Here is an 18,898-nt window from a genome sequence, read left to right on the forward strand (position 1 = left end):
TAACCACAGACGCGCTGTAGCAGGGATCGGTTCACCGCCGTGACACAGCTCACGACCTGAAGTCTAGATCGCCATCGCCGCGCGGACGTCGGCCTCCGACGCCGAGCCGCCGGTTCCGCTGGACGTCACCCGCCCGGCTTCCAGGATGTAGTACCGCTGGGCCGATTCCAGCGCGAAACCGATGTGCTGTTCGACCAGCAGCACGCCGAGGTCACCGCGGCGGGTGAGCGCGGTGATCGCCGCTTCGATCTCGGCGACCACGGACGGCTGGATGCCCTCGGTGGGTTCGTCGAGGATCAGGATCTTCGGGCTGGTGATCAATGCCCGAGCGATGGCCAACTGCTGGCGCTGGCCGCCGGAGAGCAGACCGGCACGGCGGGTCAGCAGTTCCTTGAGCGCCGGGAACAGGTCGAGCTGTTCGTCGATCAGCTGCTTGCCTTGTTTGCGGCCGTCGGCGACGACCTGAAGGTTCTCCGCGGTGGTCAGCTGACCGAAGGACTGCTGGCCTTGCGGTACGTAGGCAAGCCCACGGGCCACTCGGGCGTTGGGGCGCAGTTTGGTGACGTCCTCGCCGTGCAGCAGCACTTGGCCCGCGGTGCATTTCAGCAACCCGACCGCCGCGCGAAGCAAGGTCGTCTTGCCTGCCCCGTTGTGGCCCATCACCGCGGCCACGCCGTCGGAAGGCACCTCGATGCTGACCGAGTGGATGACCTGAGAGCGCCCGTATCCGGTACGGACATCGATGAGCTGCAACACTATTCGCCTGCCTCCAAGTCTCCGGCCGCAGCGGTACCCAGGTAGACCTCCTGCACCTTCGGATTGGCCTGCACCTCGGCGACCGACCCTTCAGCGATCACCTGGCCGCGCGCCAGTACGGTCACGGACGTCGCGAACGCTCGCATGAAGTCCATGTCGTGCTCGACGACCACAACGGTGCGCGAGGAACCGATGCGGCGCAACAGGTTTCCGGTCTCCTCGCGTTCCTCACCGCTCATCCCGGCGACGGGTTCGTCGAGCAGCAGCACGTCGGCGTTCTGCACCAGCAGCATGCCGATCTCCAACCATTGCTTCTGGCCGTGGGCGAGCACGCCCGCCGGCCGGTCGGCCAGATCCGACAGTCCGATGGTCTCCAGCGCCTCCTCGATGGCAGGCAGCACCCCGTGCCGCCTGCGCAGCAGCGTCCACCACGACCGGCCCGCGCCCGCGGCGATGTCGAGGTTCTGCAGCACGGTCAGCTGCTCGAACACGCTGGCGGTCTGGAAGGTTCGCCCGACGCCGAGCCGGGCGATCTGGTGGACCTTCTTGCCCAGCAGGTCCACACCCGACTTGTTGATCGACCCGGTCGCCGGTACCAGGCCGGTGATTGCGTCGATGACGGTCGTCTTGCCAGCCCCGTTGGGGCCGATCAGGAATCGCAGGTCGCCCTGGAACAGGGTGAGGTTGACGTCGTTGACCGCTTTGAACCCGTCGAAATCGACGGTCAGACCGCGGACTTCGAGGTATTCGGTGCCCATGCCGACATTGCCGCCGGCCACCGGTTCGGCGAGTTCGGTCATGGTGCCGCTCCCACGGTCTCGGCTTCCGCGTGCTGCACATCGCCGGCGGGCGGGTCGGCCTTGGCGCGGCGACGCCTTCGTAGCAGCGCCCCGACTCCGGCCAGTCCGGCGGGGAAGAAGCCGACGACGACGATGAACAACAATCCCTGTGCGTAGGTCCATCCGGACGGGAACCGTTCGGAGAACGCGGTTTGCGCCCACGCCACACCGATCGCGCCGAGAATCGGTCCGAGCAGCGTGGTGCGCCCGCCGATCGCGACACCGATCAGGAAAGCGATGGACGGCACGACGCCGACCTGAGCCGGCGTGATGAAACCGATGATCGGCGCGAACAGGGCACCGGCGATGCTGGCGAACAACGCGGCCGCGGTATAGGCGACCACCTTGATGGTGGCCGGGTCGTAGCCCAGGAAGCGCACGCGTTCCTCGCCGTCACGCACCGCGACCAGGAGTTCGCCGTAGCGGCTCTGCATCAGCTGACGCACCACGGCCACCACCACCAGCAGCGTGCCGGCGGCGATGAAGTACAACATCTGCCGGTTCACCGGGTCGGAGAGCCGGAATCCGAAGAACGTTCGAAATCCGTTGAGCCCGTTGCTGCCACCCAGAGTCGCCTGCCCGACGAGCAGGATCGCCAGTGCGGCGGCCAGCGCCTGGGACAGGATCGCGAAGTAGGCGCCCTTGACGCGGCGCTTGAACACACCCAGTCCGAGCAGCGCGGCGATGCCGGTCGGGACCACCACGATCGCTGCCATGGTGAAGGCCGCCGAGGAGAAGGGCTCCCAATATGATGGCAGCGCCGGGATTCCCGCGATCTGCATGAAGTCCGGCACCGGTTGTTTGCGGATCTCGGCGTCGGCGATCTTGAGGTGCATGCCCATCATGTACGCCCCGAGGCCGAAGAACACACCCTGGCCCAGGGTGAGCATTCCGCCTCGGCCCCAGGCCAATCCGATACCGGCGGCCACGATCGCATAACACAGATACTGGCCCAGCAGGCCGAGCCGGAAGCTGGTCAGCATCGCGGGCGCGACGCCGAACAGTATGACGGCCGCGACCGCGAAGCCCACCCACGTCTGCCACCTGCCGACAAAGGGCCTCATACCAAACTCCTTGTCCGCACCGTGAACAAGCCTTGCGGGCGTGCCTGCAGGAAGATCACGATGACCACGAACACGATGACCTTGGCCAGCGACGCGGTCGTGCTGTACTCGATGAAGGAGTTCATCAACCCGAGCGCGAACGCGGCGATCACCGTGCCCTTGATCTGGCCGAGGCCGCCGACGACGACCACCAGGAACGCGTCGATCAGATAGCTCTGGCCGATGGTGGAGCTCGTCGACCCGATCAGGGTGAGGGCGACGCCGGCCACACTGGCCAGTCCGGAACCGATGAAGAACGTCGTGATATCGGTTCGGCGGCTCGAAATACCGCTCGTCTCAGCCAGATCGCGGTTCTGTACGACAGCCCGGATCCGCCGGCCCATCGGGCTGAGCTTGAGCACGGCGGCCAGCACAGCGACGCAGACCACGGCCAGCACCAGGATGAAGATGCGGGTTTTGGGCACCACCGCGCCGAGGATCTCGACGCCGCCGGACAGCCACGCCGGTGCGGTGACGTTCACCGCGGGCGCGCCGAAGATGCTGCGTGCGGCTTGCTGCAGGATCAACCCGACACCGAACGTCACCAGCAAGGTGTCCAGCGGGCGATCGTACATTCGCTGGATCAGGGTGACTTCCAGCAGGACCCCGAGCAGGCCGCCGACCACGAATCCCACGATCAGCGAAACCAGCAGCGATGCACCGGCATTCGAGATGACCTTCTGCACCACAAATGCTGTGTAACAGCCGACCATGATGAATTCGCCGTGCGCCATGTTGATGACGCCCATCTGGCCGAAGGTCAGGGACAGCCCCAATGCGGCCAGCAACAGGATCGAGCCGAGGCTCAATCCTGTTGCCAGCTGTCCGACAAGGACTTCCATGCGCTATTGGTTTCCCGTCGCCCGGACTAGCCCGACAGGCCCTTGGCCCAGGGGTAGGACTTCAGGTACGGATCCGGGGTGATGGGGCCGGGGGACTCCCAGATCGTGTAGATCAGTCCGTCGGGATGGATCTCGCCGATCCGCGCGGTTTTGGTGATGTGATGGTTCTCGCCGTCGATGGTGACCAGGCCCTCCGGGGCGTCGAACGTCACGCCGGCGCAGTTGTCCTGAATGGCCTTGACGTCGAACGACTTCCCCTTTTCGACGGTGTTCTTCCACAAGTACACCGAGACGTAGGCGGCTTCCATCGGATCCGAGGTCACCCGGTTCTGCCCGTACTTGTCCTTGAAGGCCTTGACGAACGCCTTGTTCACCGGATTGTCCAGTGTCTGGTAGTAGTTCCACGCTGTCAGCTGGCCGGCGATGTTCTGCGCGCCGATGCCCTGGACTTCTTCCTCGGCGATCGACACCGAGACCACCGGCATCTTCTGCGGCGTGAGTCCCGCGTTGGTGTACTCCTTGAAGAACGCCACATTGGAGTCGCCGTTGAGGGTGTTGAACACCGCGCCGGCATTCGACGAACGAACCTTGTTCACGATCGTGGAGAAGTCCGTCGAGCCGAGCGGGGTGTAGTCCTCGCCCTTGATCTCGATGCCGTTGGCCGCGGCGTAGGCCTTGATGATGCGGTTCGCGGTCTGCGGGAACACATAGTCGCTACCCACCAGGTACAGCGACGTGATGCCCTTCTCCTTGAGGAAGTCCAGAGCCGGGACGATCTGCTGGTTGGTGGTGGCGCCGGTGTAGAAGATGTTCTTGCTCGACTCCAGCCCCTCGTATTGCACGGGGTAGTACAGCAGTGCGTTGTTGCTCTCGAAGACCGGCAACATGGCCTTGCGGCTCGACGACGTCCAGCCGCCGAACACCGCGGCCACGCAGTCGTTCTTGATCAGCTTCTCGGCCTTCTGCGCGAACACGGCGGGGTCGGAAGCCCCGTCCTCGCCGACGATCTGGACCTGCTTGCCCAGTACACCGCCCTTGGCGTTGATCTCGTCGACCGCGAGTTTGATCGAGTCACGCACCGTGACCTCGGAGATGGCCATCGTGCCCGACAACGAGTTCAGCGACCCCACCTTGATAGTGGGCCCGGACGTGTCAACGCATGAATCCGACTTTGCTGTGTCGGTCTCGGTGGCCTTGCTGCCGCAGCCGGACAGGATCAGGCCCGCGGTCACCGCCACGCCTGTCGCCGCCAAGAATGATCGATTCAATGCGGAGCGCCGGAGATGCATAGAGGCCCTTTCATGTTGGGAAAGACAAGCATTGGGCCGCAACAGACCTGATGGCCCCCGAACCCACGGTTGGTGTCGACCCGGACGTTAGGACCAATAAGTTTCTGTGACATATCTGTGTGTGACGAACTTGTTAACCTGCTAGTCATTCGCTGGATGCCGGCGCAGGCCGACACGGGTAACGATGTCGGTAGCGTGGTCGATATGGCCGATATGCGAAATGTGACAGCAAGAGTCGGGGCGGCGCTGGTGTTGGCGGCCGCCGGTGTTGCAGCCACGCACGCGACGTCGAGTGCTGAGCCGACACCGGCGCCGGCGCCCGGGCATCAGGTGACCTACACGCTCGCGACCGGTGGTACCTACGACTTCACGATCACCTATCTGACGGCGCAGCCGCCGAGCAAGGACGCCTTCAACGCGGACTCGAACCCGTTCATGAAGCGCGAGACCATCTCGGTGTCGCCGGACGCACCGTGGGTGTTCCAGACCACCCTGGATGACCCGCAGTGGGCATTCCTGCAGGTTGCGAGCACCACGCACGGCGGACAGGGTGCCCCGAACGCGCACTGCGAGGTGTCCATCGACGGCCAGGTCGCCGTCGCCCAGGACGCGCCCTACAGCCCGCAGTGCTACCTCGCCAAGTGGACGTCCTAAATCACAGGCGCTTGCTGAAGAACACCCGGCGAAAGCCGTCCTGACCCGCTCGGTGCGTCTCCACATAGCCGAACCGCGGATACATCGCGATGTTCTCGGTCATCGCGGCGTTGGTCAACAGCCTGACCTCTGTGCGGTCGGCCTCGCGGGCGTCGTCCTCGGCGCGCCGTAGCAGCAACGCCCCGTATCCGCGGCCCTGAGCGTGCGGTGCGACGGCAATGGCGTCGAGCAGCAGGTGGTCGTCCATCACGCAGGTGACCAGGCTGCCGACCAGACCGTTGTCGTCGGTCAGCACCCACACGTTGGCGGCGCCGATCAGTGCGGCGTAGTCGGTGTCCATCGGCGCCGGCCGCCGGCCGATTCGCGCGACGTATTTCTCGTACGCCCGTTCGGCGAGCTCAGCGATGGACGCGACATCGGACGGTATCGCCCGGCGCAGCGACGGTTCGGCCACTGCACCACCGTAAGTATGTTGGGAGCGGTGGGCACCTCGATAGCACTTGTCGGTCCGGGCGCGATCGGTTCGACCGTCGCCGCTGTGTTGCATGCCGCCGGGCATGCGGTCACGGTATGCGGGCACACCCCGCGCGATCAGATCGAGGTCCGGCCCGATGACCAGCAGCCGATCGTGGTGCCCGGCCCGGTGCTGACCGACCCCGCTGGTATCGACGGTCCGGTCGACCTGGTGTTCCTGGCGGTCAAGGACTCCCAGAACGAGCAGGCGGCCGGCTGGCTGGAGCGCCTGTGCGACGACCACACGGTTGTCTGCGTGCTGCAGAACGGCGTCGAACAGGTCGAGCGGGTCGGCCCGTTCTGCCCGTCGGCGCATATCGTGCCCGCCGTCGTGTGGTTTTCGGCGGAGCGGCAGCCGGACGGTTGGGTGCGGCTGCGCACCGAAGCGCGTCTGGTGCTGCCCGACAGCGCCGATGCGGAAACCCTTGCGGCGGTGCTGCGTTCGACGGAGATGATCGTCGAGCTCGACCCCGACTTCACCACCGCGGCGTGGCGCAAGCTGTTGTTCAACGCACTCGCAGGCTTCATGGTGTTGGCCCGACGGCGATCCGGGATGTTCCGCCGCGCCGACATCGCGGCTCTTGCGCGGCGCTACCTGGCCGAGTGCGTGACCGTGGCTCGTGCGGAAGGCGCCCGGTTGCCCGATTCCGTCATCGACGAGGTGACCGACATGTTCGCCGCCGCACCCGAGGATCTGACGACGTCGATGCTCACCGACGCCGAAGCCCGTCGCCGGCTGGAATGGGACATCCGCAACAACGTCATCGTGCGCAAGGCCGCCGGGCACGGGTTGGACACGCCCGTCGGTGACGTGCTGGTTCCGCTGCTGGCTGCCGCCAGCGACGGGCCCGGCTGACCAAGTGGCATCCTGGCCAGGTGGGCCTGATTTTCCGGTTGGTCGAGCTGCTGCTCGTGATCGTGCCGCTGGCCGGTGCGATCTACGCCGCGGTCAAGGGCATCTCCGCGATCAGGCGGCAGAACGAGCCGGTGGCCGAGCCACCTGTCACGGTGCAGGACAGCACGAAAAGCCAAGCGGTGCAGTGGCGCACGATCACCCGGGTGATCGACGAACACAACCGGACCGACGCTCGCTGGCTGGAGTACGAACTCGATGCCGCCAAGCTTCTCGACTTCCCGGCGATGACCGACATGCGGGATCCGCTGACGGTGGCCTTCCACCGGGCCAAGTTGCGCGCCGAACTGGTGCGCCCCGGCAAGGCTGAGGACCTGCTCGACGATGTCGAGGCCGCGCGGCAGTATCTCGACGCCGTGGAGGCGTACGTGACCGCGTTCGAGGCTGCCGAGAACGAGGCAAAACGGCGCCGGCGCGCTGACTTCTCCCGCCAGGATCAGCAGCGGCTGACCCGTGCACAGAGCCTGCTGCGGGTGGCGGCCGATCGCGGCGCCACCCCGCAGGAGCGTGAACGCGCCTACGACCTGGCCCGCGGCGAGCTCGACGGTCTGCTCGTGCTGCCGGACCGGACCACCGCGGCCCTCGAACGGGGAATCGCCGGGGAGCTCGACGACTGACGCGCCATTGACAGATCATCGAACGTGCGTTCGAATAGAGCGATGCGGTGGAGCGGCCAGGGGATAGCGGTCGACGACGGTGCGCTGCCCGGCTTGCAGCGCATCGGGTTCGTCCGCAGCGTCCGGACACCGCAATTCGAGGGCATCACGTTCCACGAGGTGCTGTGCAAGTCTGCGCTGAACAAGATTCCGGCCGCCTCGATGTTGCCGTTCACGTACACGGTGAACGGCTACCGAGGTTGTGCGCACGCCTGCCGATACTGCTTCGCCCGGCCCACCCACGAGTACCTCGAACTGGATCCCGGCGACGATTTCGATAGCGAGATCGTGGTGAAGACCAACCTCGTCGAGGTGCTTCGGCGGGAGCTGGGCCGGCGGTCCTGGCGCCGGGAGACCGTGGCATTGGGCACCAACACCGATCCGTATCAACGGGCCGAGGGTCGCTACGCGCTCATGCCGGGCATCATCGGGGCGCTGGCGGACTCGGGCACGCCGATGTCGATCCTGACCAAGGGAACTCTGCTGCGCCGCGATCTCGACCTGATAGCGGATGCGGCGCAACAAGTTCCGGTATCAGTGGCGATCTCACTGGCCGTCGGTGACCCCGATCTGCACCGCGGCGTCGAGCCGGGAACACCGTCCCCGCAGGCGCGACTCGGCCTGATCGCCGCCGTCCGTGACGCCGGGCTGGACTGCCACGTGATGGTCGCACCCGTGCTGCCGTATCTGACCGACTCCGCCGAGCATCTCGACGGCCTGCTGGGTGCGATCGCCGAGGCCGGGGCCACCGGCGCGACGGTGTTCGGTCTGCACCTGCGCAGCTCGACCAGGGGAGTGTTCATGAGCTGGCTCGCGCGGTCGCATCCCGAACTCGTGGCGCCGTATCGCGAGTTGTACCGGCGCGGGGCCTACCTTCCGGCCGACTACCGGGAGATGTTGCGGCAGAGGGCCGCACCGCTGGTCGCCAAGTACAAGCTCGGCGGTGATCGCCGGTTGTTCACTCCGCCCACTCCACCGGAGCCGTCGGCCCTGCCGGAGCCGCAGCCGACGCTGTTCTGACGCAGGTACGGTTACTCCGTGGCGCACCGAGTACTTGCCGCCGGATGTGGGCCATTGCTCGTCGAGGACGACGGCCTGCGCGTGTCCGCGCACGGGATCGTCTACGCAACCGCCGAACGGTTCGCCGCACCCGTCCTGGCGCCGCCGCACCGCGACGCCCACGATGCGACTCGCCGCGGTCCGGCATGTCCCCAGCTGCCCTCCCGACTGGATTTCGTCACCGGCCCCGTCATCGACGGTCTGGCACAGAGCGAGGCGTGCCAGGTACTCAGCATCACGGCGCCCAGCGACGCCCACCACCTTCCGGTGATGGTGTGGTTTCACGGTGGGGCGTACATGTCGGGTAGTGGCGAGGCGCCCAAGTACGACCCCGATCTCCTGGTCGCCGAGGGACGCGTTGTCGTCGTCAGAGTCAGTTACCGCCTCGGCATCTTCGGCTATCTCAACCCCCGTGCCGACGCGGATGCGAACCTGGGCCTGCGGGACCAGATCGCCGCGCTGCAATGGGTCCAGCAACACATCGCAGATTTCGGCGGGGATCCATCGCGGGTAACGATTTTCGGCCAGTCAGCCGGTGGCGACTCGGTTTTCAACCTGATCCTCAGCTCGGAGACGACCGGCTTGTTCGCTCGGGCCATCATCCAGAGCGCACCCCTCGGTCTGCGTGACGGGAGAGAGTCGATGACCGCGGCGATGCGTGTTGCCGTGGCCGATGCGCTCGGCGGTGTCGCCGCCGAGGACGCCGGCGTCGAGAATCTGCTCGACGCTCAAACCGCTGCTGTGGCAGCCGCACAGAGCTTCGGGTTGTGTGGTGGACTACCGTTCGCGCCGATCGCGGGCCTGGAGCCACTGCCCGCCGCGGCGGACGCGCCACGCCGACTCGCCGAAATAGCGCCGCGCATAGAGATACTCGTGGGCTACACGCACGATGACGCGCGCCCGTTCCTGGCGACGAACCCGCGTACCCGAAAGCTCCAACGGCTCGGCCTGACCCGGCCCGTCGGCGCCGTTATGACGCGGCGGATCTTCGGTGCGCCCACGCTCGGACTAGCCGACACTTGGAAATCGAACGGCGGCAACTCCGCAACGTACAGCGTCGACTGGTCGCCGCCAGGCGCGCCACTGGGCGCGTGTCACTGTATCGAGCTGCCGCTGTTGTTCGCTTCGCCGGCGTGGACCGATGCGCCGATGCTCGGCTCGGCTCCCCACGACATCGACACGAATCTGGCGCGGAGGGTTCGCGGCTTATGGTCCGCCTTTGCCCACGCCGGCGTCGCAGGCCTCGGGACGTCGAATCTCCGACTGTGAGCTTCGGTGCCTAGGTCCGGCCGCGCTTGACCTGATTGAACGGCACACCCTTGTCGGCGGCCAGTTCGCGGGGGAACCCGAGGATGCGCTCGGCGATCACGTTGCGAGCCATCTCGCTGCTACCGCCGCCGAGCGAGCCGGTCTGCCGCGACAGATACCGCACCCCGATATCGGCCAGGTCGGAGGACTCCCCGCCCTCGTCGACGACACCGGCGGTGCCGGCGAGCGCCAGCGCGGTGTCGACCTCGAGTTCGGTGGTCTCGGCGTGGAACAGCCGAATCAAGGTGCCGGCGTTCGGCGGTAGCGAGCCGTTGCCGATCGCTCGCCCGACATGGTCGATCAGCTGTTCCTTGACGGTGCGCCGGACCAGCGCACGCCCGGCGCGCTCCTGAGCGGCCGGATCGTCGGCCTGTCCGGTGCGCTCGATCAGTCCGATGTGGTCGGGCGGCATTTCGCTGGCGTTCTCCGCGCCGATACCGCTGGCGAACTCCGATCCGCCGCCGACGGCGCGACGTTCGTGAAACAGCTGGCGGGACGCCACTTCCCAGCCGTTGTTGACCTCGCCGACCACGGCGTCATCGCCCAGCTCCAGGCCGTCGAAGAACTCTTCACAGAACTCTTCGTTGCCGTTGACCTCTTTGATCCGGCGCATCGTGATGCCGGGGGAGTTCAACGGGACCAGGAACATGGTCAGACCCTCGTGCTTGGGCACAGTCCAGTCGGTCCGGGCCAGCATCAGGCCGTAGTCGGCGGCGAAGGCGCTGGTGCTCCAGGTCTTGGCGCCGTTGACGACCCAGGTGTCACCACGGCGATCGGCACGCGTGATCACGCCGGCCAGATCGGAGCCTCCGCTCGGTTCGCTCAGCAGCTGGCAGAGGATCTCGTCACCGCGGATGGCCGCCGAAATGCGTTCGCGTTTCTGGTTTTCGGTCCCCATGTCCAAGATGGTCGCAGCGCAGATCGTGAAGGTCGGCACATTGAGGATCAGCGGCATCTCGTAGCCGCGACACTCGGCGTCGAACGCCTTCTGATACGCGTGATCCAGACCCAGCCCGCCGTATTCACGGGGGAAGCAGATACCGGCGAACCCGCCCTCGTACAACCGCTTCTGGAGTTCCTTGGCGTGATCCCAGGAGGCTTGCTCGGCGCGCACCGAGAATGGCGGATGATCGGGATCGATGGTCGGCATGTTCTCGGCCAGCCAGGCGCGTGCCCTGGCGGCGAAATCGGCGACGGATTCGGTGGCAGTGGAGATCGTGGTTTCGGTCATGCCGACACCTCCTTTTGGCCCGCGCTCAACGCATACACCGCACGGTGGTGCTCCTCCGGCGAACCATACAGCGCGCGGTACAACGCAGCACGGCGCAGGAACAAATGCAGGTCGTGTTCCCACGTGACGCCGATGCCGCCATGCAGCTGCACGCAATCCTGCAGCATCACCGGGGCGCGTTCGGCCACATAGGCTTTGGCCACGCTGACCAGGAGGGCGGCGTCATCCGATCGCTGCGACACCGCGGCCACCGCGCCCGCCGTCGTCGCCCGGCACGCCTCGAACCACATCTTCATGTCCGCGAGCCGATGCTTGAGTGCCTGATAGGAGGCCAGCGGTCTGCCGAAACTGTGGCGATCGAACATCCACTGCGTCGTCATCGCCAGCACGGTCTCCAGGATCCCGACGATCTCTGCGCACTGCAGCACCAGCGCGACCTGCCGCTGCCGCTCGATGATCGCCGGGGTCTGCGCGGCATCGCCGACCACCGCGGACTCGTCGACCTCGCCCCCGTCGAATTGCACTCGGGCGTAACGCTTCACCATGTCGACCGAACGTTGCTCGGTGACTACTGCGCGGTCGGCGGGAACGAGGAACTGGCGAGGACTGCCGTCGAGGTCGGCGACCACCAGGAAGACGGCCGCGTCGGTGCCCGCCTCGACACGGTCCTTCACCCCGTCGATGCGGTAACCGGATCCGGTACGCGTCGCGGTGACACCGGGCTGCAGCGGGCTCAGCGGCAGGCCTGGTTCGTAGACCGCCCACGACGCCACCAGTTCACCGGACACCAGCGCGTCGATGGTGTCGCCGTGTCCTTCCGGGGCCTCGACCAGACCTGCGAGTACGACGCTGACCGGATGCAGCGGACCGGGTGCCACGCTGTGCCCGATCTGCTCGGCCACCAACGCCAGATCGGCCACACCGTCGCCCGAAACACTGCCGCCGCCAAGATCTTCGGGGACCAGCAGGCTGGCCCAGCCCAGCTCGGCTGCGCGCTGCCACCAGGCGCCGTCGAACGAGGTATCCGCGGCGTGCAGTTCACGCACCCGGGTCAGCGACGCCTCCTTCTCCAGGAAGGCCTGCGTCGTCGATGCGAACAGCATCTGTTCGGGATTGGCGATTCCTGTCATGCGATGACAAGCGCGGGGACGTCGGGCTTGTGGACCGAGACGTTGGGCACGTTGAACAGGTCGACCAGGTTGCCGCCCATCACCTTTCGCTGCTCTTCCTCGGTCAGGCCCTGCGCTTGCAGGTCGTCGACCAGGTTGATCGGATCGGCGAGGCCTTCGGGATGCGGCCAGTCCGAGCCGAAGATGATGCGGTCGACACCGCACAGCTCCGACATCTTCTTGAAGTCGTCCTCCCAGAACGGGGCCACGTAGACGGCCCGCTTGAACGCCTCGATCGGGTCTTCGGGAAACTCTTGCGGCATCTTCGAATACACGTCTTTGAATTGGTAGAACAGGTAGGGCACCCACGACGCACCGTTCTCGATCGACAGGATGCGCAGGTCCGGGTTGCGGGTCAGCGCACCGTGGCACACCAGCGCCGCCATGGTGTCCTCGATGGGCCGCTTGCCCATCGACACCATCCGGAATGCCGTCGGCTTGAACGGCAGGAACTCGTCGGCGGGCTCCCAGTCGTTGAGGTAGGCGGCGTAGCCACTGTCCGAGGCGTGCATGCAGACCGGGATGCCGGCCTTGACGCAGGCGTCCCAGAACGGATCGAACTCCGGCAGCCCGAGCGAGCGGGTTCCGCGGTAGCCGGGCACCGGGGCGGGCCGCACCAGCACGGTTTTGGCGCCACGCTCCAGACACCATTCGAGTTCTTCGAGCGCGCGGTCGACGACGGCCAGGTCGATGACCGGGGTGGAGAAGATCCGGCCCTCGTAGTTGAACTGCCACGTCTCATACATCCACTGGTTCAGCGCGTGGATGATGTCGAGGATCAGGTCCGGGTCGTCCTTGAGGCGTTCCTCGACCAGGCTGGCCAGGGTCGGGAACATGATCGTGTAGTCCAGGCCCAGCCCGTCGAGCACCTCGAGGCGTGCCTCGGGATTGCGGAACGCGGGGATGGCCTTCATCGGCTTGCCCATGATCTCGCGGAAACTCTTTCCGCCGCTGCCGTGCTTGAAGTACTCCTCCTGCGCGCCCGGGCGGGCGACGACCTCGAAGGTCGGGTTGGGGATGTAGTCGCTGATCGTATTGCGCACCACGATCTTGGTGCGGCCGTGGACGTCGATGTAGTCGATGACGCCCTTGCGGTTGTCCGGCAGGAATTGCGTCAGCGCTTCCTTCGGCTCGTAAAAGTGATTGTCGGCGTCGAACACGGGATAGGGAAGCTCGCGCGAGGGCATGTCCGCCTCCAGAGAGTCTGATTGGTCGATAACGGTAATGACGTTACCACGACGGTACGCGGGCCGACAGGTTGGTCGCAAAAGGGCGGTCTAGCAGCGAAGACGTGTCAGGGCAGCAGGCCGCGGACACAGAATTCGTATATGTGCTCGCCGTCGATCGGCACGCCGTTGAGTTCGGCCCCCAGGCTGCGCAGCCGCATCGCTCCGAGCACCGCCTGCATGATCAACGCCGCGGTGGTCTCGACTTCCAGGCCGGGCCGGAAGCTGCCCTCGTCGATCCCTCGGTTGAGAATTTCACCGATCAACTCGTGTAGCGGCGAGAGCACCCGGGCATACTCCCGCGGCAGCGACTCGGCGAGGTGGTCGTTGTAGTAGGTCAGACCGCGGTTGATGCTGTCCTGCTTGGTGGATTCGGCCGGCGTGCAGATCCGGTCGATCAGCACGCGCATTGCCTCGGCGGCCGGCAATGCATCGGTCTCGGTGCGCCAGTGCCTGGTCGACTCGGCCATGATCGTGTCGATCAATGCCAGTAGCAACTCATCCTTGGTGGAAAAGTGCTGGTAGAAGGAACGCAACGACGTCTTTGAGCGCTCCACGACCTCGAGGACGGTGAAGTCGGTGCGGCCCGTCTCGGCCAGGATCGACAGCGCTGAGCGCATGAAGCGGCTCTCCCGGGAGTCCGGATCGGCGCGTACCGCCTCGGGCGATCGTTCGTTGGCCTTGGCCATCGGGTCAGCTTATCGGTCGGGTTACAGTGACGAGAATGACGTTACCGTCTTGGAATGCGACAAGGTGAGGAACACATGACTGCGAATTCCGGGGAAGCCGCTGAGAACCCGTGGACGGTGACGCGGCTGCTCGAACTCTTCGACGTACAAGCCGACAGCCAGGATCGCTACATCGCCCCGACCGGCATCGCCGACGCCGACGATCGACAGGTCGTCGAGGGTACCCAGGTGCTCGCCCAGGTGATCGTCGCGGCCGCAAAACGGTTCGGCGGCAAGTCGATTCGCTCGGTCCACAGTGTCTTCGCCCGCGCGGTCCTGGTGGGACCGCCGGTCATCCTCGACATCGACGTCGTTTCCGAGGGCCGCTCGACGGCCTCGGCGATCATCACCGCGTCGCAGAACGACAAGCGCTGCATGACGTTCACGGTGCTGGCCGACGTGCCCACCCCGGACGTGATCCGCCACCAGCTGCCGCGTCCGCAGGTGGCGGGGCCCGATGAGTCCAACGTGTGCGAAATGCCCATGGACGGAAGGCAAGTCAAGCTCGTCGACGTCATCGACATCAACAGCCCCGACGAGGTCGGGCCGCCGGAGGTCTACGCGTGGCTGCACTACGACCCCATTCCGGCTCGCGACGATCTGGCCAAGGCCCTGATCGCCTACTTCACCGGGCATCTCGGCATCTCGACAACCATGCGCGCACACGTTGGCATCGGCACCGCGCAGTCGCACTTCACGGTGTCGACCGCGCCGATGACGGTCACGGTCAGCTTCCACGAGCCGGTGAGCTGGACCGGCTGGCTGCTCTACACCCACGAAAGCACCCAGGTGGGGGCCGGCATGTCCTACATCCGCGGCGCGGTGCACACCGAGGACGGTGAGCTGATCGCGTCCTTCACCCAGGACGCGTTGATCCGGCCGCTTCGGACCTCCGACAACGCGATCGCCGCCGAAGCCCGGATCTAGCGCTGCGATGAGTCTGGTCGCCGGAAGCGGCCCGCTCGGTCCGGACCGGATCGGCTGGTTCTCTGCGCCGGTGGCAGATCCGATCGTCTACGTCGAGCCGCACCCGCGTCGGGTACAGGCGGTGCGCGACGGGCTGACCGTAATCGACACCGAGAACGCGCTGCTGGTCCACCGCCCCGGAGCGCCGCTGAGCTACGCCTTTCCGGACGGCGAAACAACCGATCTGCCAACCGAACCCGAACCCGAGGCGCCCGGCTATGTGCGGGTTCGGTGGGATGCCGTCGACACCTGGGTGGAAGAGGGCCGAACCCTGGTGCACTATCCGCCCAACCCGTACCACCGGGTGGATTGCCGCCCCGCGCGGCGCCGGCTACGGGTGCTGGTCGCCGGCGAGGTACTGGTGGACACCGACGAGACCGTGATCGTGTTCGAAACCGCGCTGGCGCCAAGGCTTTACGTCGCACCGGAACATGTGCGCACCGGTCTGCTGCGGCGGACGGACACCTCGAGTTACTGCAACTACAAGGGGTATGCGACCTACTGGGCCGCCGGTGACGTCGACGACGTCGCGTGGAGCTACGACGAGCCGTTGCCCGAAACCCAGCCGATCGCAGGTTATTTCAGCTTCGACCCGCAGCGCGCCGAAGTCAGCGCCGAACTTCCTAGCCCAGATCGGCGGCCTTGAACGTATCGCACTGCTTGGGGTCACCGGTCTGGTAGCCGGTGGTGAACCACTTCTGTCGTTCGGCTGACGAACCGTGAGTCCACTGTTCGGGGTTGACCCGCCCGGTGGCCTGCTTCTGGATCCGGTCGTCGCCGACCGATGCCGCCGCCGACAGCGCGTCGGCAATGTCCTTATCGGTCAACGGTTCCAGATAGGTCACGTCAGTGCCGGGCTGCTTGGTGATGGCCGCGTAGTGCGCCCATACCCCGGCGTAGCAGTCGGCCTGCAGCTCGGTGCGCACACTGCCGCCGGTGGCGCCCTGCGCGCCCTGCTGGGCGCGACCGAGTACGCCGAGCAGGTTTTGCACGTGGTGGCCGTACTCGTGGGCCACCACGTACTCTTGCGCCAACGGCCCACCGCTGGAACCGAATTGGGTCTTGAGGACATCGAAGAAATCGGTGTCGAAGTACGCGGTCTTGTCCACCGGGCAGTAGAACGGCCCGACATCACTGGTCGCCGGGCCGCATCCAGTCTGCACCTGATTCTTGAACAACATCATCCTGGGCCGGGTGTAGCCCTTGAGCAGGTCGCTCCACACGCCGTCGACCGAGTTGCCGGTAGCCACCACGCGGCATTCGACGTAGGAGTTGGCGTCGGCGCCCGTCTTGCACTTACTCAGGTCGTAGCCCGACTGCTCGGCACCGGGCGGCAGGGTCTGCTGCGGAGTGGTCACCTGGCTCGGATCGATACCGAGGAACACCGCGAGCAGCACCACCACCAGGCCGCCGAGACCTCCGCCGATCGCGATGCCCCGACCGCCGCCACCACCGGTCGAGGTGGTGCTGGTGTCGATCTGCATTCCCTCGTTAAAGGTCATCAGCACTCCCCGAGATCGGAACTTGAGGTGCGGTTACCCACCGCGTTCACCTTGCCACACTACGATTTCGTCGTGACCGTCGTCGCGGATCCGTCGACCGTGGCTTACACCACCCTGGGTGCTTTGCGCGGAACCACCGAAAGCGGTGTGCGGGTCTGGCGCGGCATCCCCTACGCCGAACAACCCATCGGAGAGCGACGTTTTCGCGCTCCCGCCCCCATGCAACCGTGGGCCGGGGTACGCGACGCCGTCGAGCACGGACCCGTGCCGCCACAGGGCCGCTCGTTCGTCGGCGGTGGACGCGACGACCCGAAGATCCGGGACGAAGCCTGCCTGACCCTGACGGTGTGGGCGCCTGACACCGACAAGCCATTGCCCGTCATGGTCTGGATCCCCGGCGGCGCCTTCGTCTACGGCGCGGGGCAACTGCAGCTCTACAACGGGTCCCGGCTGGCCGCCAACGGTGACGTGGTGGTGGTCAACGTGACCTACCGGCTCGGCGTATTCGGCGGTTTCGAACTCGGCGACCTCGGGGCCGGATTTGCCGACAACCTGTGCCTGCGCGACCAGATCGCGGCGCTGCGCTGGGTGCAGGACAACATCGCCGCCTTCGGCGGAGACCCGCAGCGCGTCACGATCTTCGGCGAGTCGGCCGGCGCGACATCGGTGCTGGCCCTGCTCGCCAGCCCGGCCGGCGAGGGATTGTTCGCCCGTGCGATCGCCCAGAGCCCGGCGCTGCCGCTCATCGCCGACCGGGCGACCCGGGCCAAGCGTGCCCACGAATTCGTCGACCTCGTCGGCGCCGACCCCGCCGCGTTTCCGGTGTTGCCGCAGCGGGTGCTGCGCCGGGCCGCGGGGGAGATGCAGCGCCGCAGCGCCGAGGCCAGCCCGACGCTGGCCTACGGCCTCACCTATGGCGTGGACCTGTTGCCCAGGCATCCGATCGACGCGGCGCGGGCCGGCGAGGTCAATCCGGTGCCGCTGATCGTCGGGACCAACAGCCACGAGGCGTCGATGTTCGCGTGGTCCAAACCGCCGATGCTGCCGACCACCGCCGACGGAATCGACGCCTACTTCGACCGGGTCGCGCCGGACGCCCGGAACCGGGTGCTGGCCGGTTATCCGGACTATCCGCGGCGGCGGGCGCAGATCGCGGTGGGATCCGACGTCATGTTCGGTGCGCCGACGTGGGCCTTCGCCGACGCGTACAGTCCGCACGCCACCACGCACGTATACCGGTTCGACCACACCACGTGGACCTTGCGGATGCTGGGACTCGGCGCCACCCACGGCAGCGAGATCGTGCACATCCAGCACAGCTACGGGTCATATCTGGGCCGCAAGATCCACCCGCTCGGCCGTCACGTGCAGCCCGCGGTGGGTCGCCGGATGCAGCGCACGTGGCTGAACTTCGCCACCCACGGCGAATTGGAAGACTGGCCCCGGTACGACTCCACGCGACGGGCCACCCGCGTCATCCGCTCCAGCAGGGACGTCTCGGTCGACGACCCCGACGCGCTACGCAGACAGGCTTGGGCCGGGTTGTACTAGCGGAACCGCTTGTCGGTGTAGCGGCGCAGATTGGCCAGGAACCAGCGGAACGACAGATTCATCAGCGGCCCGCCGGCGATCAATCCGAACCGGGCCGGTCCGTTCGCCTTCTGCGCCACCGTCCACGTCAGTCGGCAGCCGCCGGGCGTCTCCTCGACGCGGTACTCCTCGGCGAAGGCGGCCACCGCCTTGTTCGAGCAGGTGTTGAACCGAAACGCCAGGTAGGTGTACGGCTCCCAGGCCAGGAACTCCTCGTCACCCACCAATCCGCCGAGCATGTTCACCGTGCGGGTGGTGCCGATGCCGTACGGCTTGGGGCTGGTCCAGGTGACCCCCGTGATGACTTTGGCCCACTGCGGCCAGGAATCGGCGTCGGAGAGAACCTCGAACAGTTGCTCGGGTGTGATGGCGAGGTCCACGCTGTTGGAGAAGCGGAACTTCGCGTCGCGAATGAACGTCAGATCGACGCGTTCACAGGGATACATCGTGGTCATCGGGGCTACCTCCGTGGGAGACCATACATCGAGGGGACGTATGTCCGGTCGGGCCCACCTCATAGACTGAACCCTCGTCTTCGTTTACATCCGTTCCTC

The 18,898-nt window shown here is 66.3% G+C and carries 20 protein-coding genes; 8 read left to right on the plus strand and 12 right to left on the minus strand.

Going from position 1 to position 18,898, the window contains the following annotated elements; genetic code table 11:
• Positions 1-63: 63 nt before the first annotated feature.
• Genes urtE through urtA form a run of 5 tightly spaced genes read right to left on the minus strand, consistent with a single transcriptional unit; the run spans position 64 to position 4,829 of the window.
• A complete protein-coding gene (gene urtE / locus G6N32_RS11175) occupies positions 64-756 on the minus strand; it encodes an urea ABC transporter ATP-binding subunit UrtE (protein WP_115319654.1) in 693 nt (230 codons plus the stop codon).
• Positions 756-1,556, minus strand: coding sequence for an urea ABC transporter ATP-binding protein UrtD (urtD, locus tag G6N32_RS11180; RefSeq protein ID WP_115319655.1), 801 nt, complete (start codon positions 1,554-1,556; stop codon positions 756-758). The genes urtE and urtD overlap by 1 nt, the downstream gene beginning before the upstream one ends.
• Positions 1,553-2,659, minus strand: coding sequence for an urea ABC transporter permease subunit UrtC (gene urtC, locus G6N32_RS11185; RefSeq protein ID WP_115319656.1), 1,107 nt, complete (start codon positions 2,657-2,659; stop codon positions 1,553-1,555). Before urtC ends, urtD begins: the two co-directional genes overlap by 4 nt.
• Positions 2,656-3,540 (minus strand): urea ABC transporter permease subunit UrtB, encoded by an 885-nt coding sequence (gene urtB / locus G6N32_RS11190; protein WP_115319657.1) that lies wholly within the window; start codon positions 3,538-3,540, stop codon positions 2,656-2,658. The genes urtC and urtB overlap by 4 nt, the downstream gene beginning before the upstream one ends.
• 26 nt (positions 3,541-3,566) lie before the next feature.
• Positions 3,567-4,829, minus strand: coding sequence for an urea ABC transporter substrate-binding protein (urtA, locus tag G6N32_RS11195; protein ID WP_115319658.1), 1,263 nt, complete (start codon positions 4,827-4,829; stop codon positions 3,567-3,569).
• Between the two features lie 213 nt (positions 4,830-5,042).
• On the opposite strand from urtA, the gene G6N32_RS11200 reads away from it, so the two are divergent.
• Complete coding sequence (locus tag G6N32_RS11200; protein WP_410432715.1) at positions 5,043-5,483, plus strand: Rv2576c family protein; 441 nt, start codon at positions 5,043-5,045, stop codon at positions 5,481-5,483.
• 1 nt (position 5,484) lies between these two features.
• On the opposite strand, the gene G6N32_RS11205 is transcribed toward G6N32_RS11200, so the two are convergent.
• Complete coding sequence (locus G6N32_RS11205; RefSeq protein WP_163789230.1) at positions 5,485-5,937, minus strand: GNAT family N-acetyltransferase; 453 nt, start codon at positions 5,935-5,937, stop codon at positions 5,485-5,487.
• 27 nt (positions 5,938-5,964) lie between these two features.
• On the opposite strand from G6N32_RS11205, the gene G6N32_RS11210 reads away from it, so the two are divergent.
• The 4 genes from G6N32_RS11210 to G6N32_RS11225 are packed head-to-tail and all read left to right on the plus strand — an operon-like array spanning position 5,965 to position 9,893.
• Positions 5,965-6,852 carry an oxidoreductase gene (locus G6N32_RS11210; protein WP_232077604.1) on the plus strand — a complete coding sequence of 296 codons (888 nt, stop codon included), beginning with the start codon at positions 5,965-5,967 and terminating at the stop codon, positions 6,850-6,852.
• Positions 6,853-6,872: 20 nt separating this feature from the next.
• Positions 6,873-7,526: a hypothetical protein gene (locus tag G6N32_RS11215; RefSeq protein ID WP_115319659.1), complete on the plus strand. Its 654-nt coding sequence runs from the start codon at positions 6,873-6,875 to the stop codon at positions 7,524-7,526.
• Between the two features lie 42 nt (positions 7,527-7,568).
• Positions 7,569-8,585 (plus strand): Rv2578c family radical SAM protein, encoded by a 1,017-nt coding sequence (locus G6N32_RS11220; RefSeq protein ID WP_115319660.1) that lies wholly within the window; start codon positions 7,569-7,571, stop codon positions 8,583-8,585.
• Between the two features lie 18 nt (positions 8,586-8,603).
• A complete protein-coding gene (locus tag G6N32_RS11225; protein ID WP_115319661.1) occupies positions 8,604-9,893 on the plus strand; it encodes a carboxylesterase family protein in 1,290 nt (429 codons plus the stop codon).
• A 10-nt stretch (positions 9,894-9,903) separates the two neighbouring features.
• Here the strand turns inward: G6N32_RS11225 and G6N32_RS11230 are convergent, their stop codons facing one another.
• From G6N32_RS11230 to G6N32_RS11245, 4 genes are all read right to left on the minus strand, one after another.
• Positions 9,904-11,163: an acyl-CoA dehydrogenase family protein gene (locus G6N32_RS11230; RefSeq protein WP_115319662.1), complete on the minus strand. Its 1,260-nt coding sequence runs from the start codon at positions 11,161-11,163 to the stop codon at positions 9,904-9,906.
• Positions 11,160-12,293, minus strand: a complete 1,134-nt coding sequence (locus G6N32_RS11235) for an acyl-CoA dehydrogenase family protein (protein WP_115319663.1) — start codon at positions 12,291-12,293, stop codon at positions 11,160-11,162. The genes G6N32_RS11230 and G6N32_RS11235 overlap by 4 nt, the downstream gene beginning before the upstream one ends.
• Positions 12,290-13,519, minus strand: coding sequence for an amidohydrolase family protein (locus G6N32_RS11240; RefSeq protein ID WP_115319664.1), 1,230 nt, complete (start codon positions 13,517-13,519; stop codon positions 12,290-12,292). The genes G6N32_RS11235 and G6N32_RS11240 overlap by 4 nt, the downstream gene beginning before the upstream one ends.
• A 107-nt stretch (positions 13,520-13,626) precedes the next feature.
• On the minus strand, positions 13,627-14,247 hold the full coding sequence (locus G6N32_RS11245; protein ID WP_115319665.1) for a TetR/AcrR family transcriptional regulator: 621 nt from the start codon (positions 14,245-14,247) through the stop codon (positions 13,627-13,629).
• Between the two features lie 75 nt (positions 14,248-14,322).
• On the opposite strand from G6N32_RS11245, the gene G6N32_RS11250 reads away from it, so the two are divergent.
• The gene (locus G6N32_RS11250; protein WP_115319666.1) at positions 14,323-15,213 is read left to right on the plus strand and encodes an acyl-CoA thioesterase; all 891 of its coding nucleotides are present in this window, start codon (positions 14,323-14,325) and stop codon (positions 15,211-15,213) included.
• 7 nt (positions 15,214-15,220) lie between these two features.
• Entirely contained in the window at positions 15,221-15,898 is a 678-nt protein-coding gene (locus G6N32_RS11255; protein ID WP_115319667.1) for a DUF427 domain-containing protein, read from the plus strand.
• Here G6N32_RS11255 and ypfJ read toward each other — a convergent pair.
• Positions 15,876-16,754 carry a KPN_02809 family neutral zinc metallopeptidase gene (gene ypfJ / locus G6N32_RS11260; RefSeq protein WP_115321090.1) on the minus strand — a complete coding sequence of 293 codons (879 nt, stop codon included), beginning with the start codon at positions 16,752-16,754 and terminating at the stop codon, positions 15,876-15,878. The genes G6N32_RS11255 and ypfJ overlap by 23 nt on opposite strands.
• A gap of 72 nt (positions 16,755-16,826) precedes the next feature.
• On the opposite strand from ypfJ, the gene G6N32_RS11265 reads away from it, so the two are divergent.
• The gene (locus G6N32_RS11265; protein WP_115321089.1) at positions 16,827-18,305 is read left to right on the plus strand and encodes a carboxylesterase/lipase family protein; all 1,479 of its coding nucleotides are present in this window, start codon (positions 16,827-16,829) and stop codon (positions 18,303-18,305) included.
• Here G6N32_RS11265 and G6N32_RS11270 read toward each other — a convergent pair.
• On the minus strand, positions 18,302-18,790 hold the full coding sequence (locus G6N32_RS11270; protein WP_115321091.1) for an SRPBCC family protein: 489 nt from the start codon (positions 18,788-18,790) through the stop codon (positions 18,302-18,304). The two genes, G6N32_RS11265 and G6N32_RS11270, sit on opposite strands and share 4 nt — an antisense overlap.
• Positions 18,791-18,898: the final 108 nt, after the last annotated feature.

The organism is Mycolicibacterium aichiense (assembly GCF_010726245.1).
In the GTDB taxonomy this organism is placed as follows: Bacteria; Actinomycetota; Actinomycetes; order Mycobacteriales; family Mycobacteriaceae; genus Mycobacterium; species Mycobacterium aichiense.